Raw genomic sequence first — 1,965 nt, 5'->3', positions numbered from 1 at the left:
TCGTAGGGAAGGGAGCGCTGGAAGTCCTGCGCCGTCAGGTTGGCCAAGGCCTGGCGCACCGCAAGGTTGGGGGGATTGAAGTCCTGGAAGGCCTGCCACTGCTGTTCCAGCTTGTTCTGCTGGGCAGCGGTGTCTTCGCCGTTGAGGGTGCGAGCGAGCAGAACCACTTCGGCCAGCTTCTGCTCGGCAAAGCTGAGAACATTGCGCAAAGGCTCTGGCAGGTGGGTTTCCAGAGCAGCGTCGTGGGGCACAAACTGGAGCGAGCAAGAAGGCTGCACCCGCAGGTTGGGGGCTAGGGCTTGCAGCTCTTGCAGAGTGGCCAGAACGGCCTTGGGCTGGATCTGCCAGACGTTGCGCCCGTCCACTACCCCCGCCCCTAGGATCTTATCGGCGGGGAAGCCGTGGGCTCTGACCAGTTCCAGGTTGTGGCCGCGGGTGAAGTCGAGGCTGAGGCCGGCTAGCGGCAGCTCCACCACCCAGGGGTAAGTCTCCCCCAAGTCGTCAAAGTAGGTAACCAAGTGGACAGGGATCCCCAACCGAGCCAGCCGGCGGTAGGTCTGCTCCACCGCTTCCCGGAGACTGTCGCCTTCGCTCGTCACCAAGATGGGCTCATGGACTTGCACTTCCCGGATTCCCAGTCGCTGCAGCTCCTGCAGCAGCTCCTCGTAGAGAGGAAGCAGCTTCTCCAGATCTCCCCGCAACTTGCCAGAGCGCTGGCTTAGAGCAAGAAGGGTAACCGGACTGAGGAGGACGGGGCTGGTGCGGTTTCCTAGGATCCCTTGCGCCCGCCGCACTGTGGCCAGGAAGTCATCGAAATGGGCCTGAGGGATCGCGTCGGCCTCAATTTCCGGCACCAGGTAGTGGTAGTTGGTGTCGAACCACTTGGTCATTTCCAAGGCGGGCAGGCCCTCCCGTCCCCGCGCCATGGCAAAGTAGCGCTCCAGGCCTGATAAGCTCTGAAACCGGGAGGGAATCAGCCCCAGCCAGGTGGCCCAGTCCAAAACATGGTCGTAGAGGGTTTGATCTCCTACTGCAATGTGGTCGATGCCAGCCTGAAGCTGTACCCCCCAGACCTGTGCCTCCAGCTCCTGGAGCGTTGCTGACAAGGCCTCCGCCTCCAGGGTGCCGCTCCAAAAGGCTTCCAGCGCTTTCTTCAGCTCGCGGCGCTTGCCCATGCGGGCATAGCCGAGGGTTTGGGTTTCGATGGCCATAAGGTACTGTCTCCTGAACTGAATTCGGTAATTGAGGTTGCCGCCAGTTGGCTTTGTACAGCCGGTTGTCATCCAACCTAGGCAGCAAGAAATGGCCGCCGACATGCCTATCGGTGGGATCCCGGCGGAAGGTTTTCTCTAGGCCAGGAAACCTGCTGGAGCTGTCAAGGCGTTCCTCAACCTATCGGCTGGCCCACTCGGCACAGGAGGGTGCTTAGAGGACTCTTTTGCGCAACCAAAGCAAGAAAACGTCCTCCAAGAGTTAGCTGCCCCTGAGCCAACTGCTTAGCTCTCTTGTCCGCGCTTTTGACTTAGTGCCTACGATCCAAGAGCGTCGAAAATCCGTAAGCAGGCCGATGAAAAAACTTCGGGACGGGAACGGGCCAACGTCAAAATGGGAAGCATATCTGTACCTCGCAGATATGGTGAACTGGGGAAAAACCGCCGGCGGGCATTCTGACTTGCTCAGTTTTGGAGGGGCGGGCTTGCGTCGTCAAGGGCTTTTGCAACAACAACTAGGGATCCCCGATCCAAAACCGGCTCACAGCTGCGGGACAGCGGCAGATTCTCACTGCACTTTCCCCGTTGCCTCTGACGGCTGATCCCCGTCAGAACCGGCAGTAGACTACATCCTACCACCAGCTTGGAGGAGCTAGTAGCTACTCACTTAGACGGGACTGGGCGGATTTGAACCGCCGACCTAGCGCTTAGGAGGCGCTTGCTCTATCCATCTGAGCTACAGCCCCAGACAAAG

General features: G+C 59.8%; 1 tRNA gene, 1 pseudogene and 1 riboswitch. The gene and the pseudogene both read right to left on the bottom strand.

Annotation, left to right across the window (positions count from 1 at the left end):
- Positions 1-1,211 (bottom strand): annotated as a pseudogene (locus tag NW853_RS03965) (5-methyltetrahydropteroyltriglutamate--homocysteine S-methyltransferase); the annotation flags it as partial.
- Positions 1,212-1,639: 428 nt separating this feature from the next.
- Positions 1,640-1,845, bottom strand: a riboswitch (cobalamin riboswitch).
- 38 nt (positions 1,846-1,883) lie between these two features.
- Positions 1,884-1,957: transfer RNA gene (locus tag NW853_RS03960), tRNA-Arg, on the bottom strand.
- Between the last annotated feature and the right edge of the window lie 8 nt (positions 1,958-1,965).

The organism is Synechococcus sp. H55.11 (assembly GCF_047462475.1).
In the GTDB taxonomy this organism is placed as follows: domain Bacteria; phylum Cyanobacteriota; class Cyanobacteriia; order Thermostichales; family Thermostichaceae; genus Thermostichus.
This window is presented reverse-complemented; position numbering and strand designations above follow the sequence as displayed.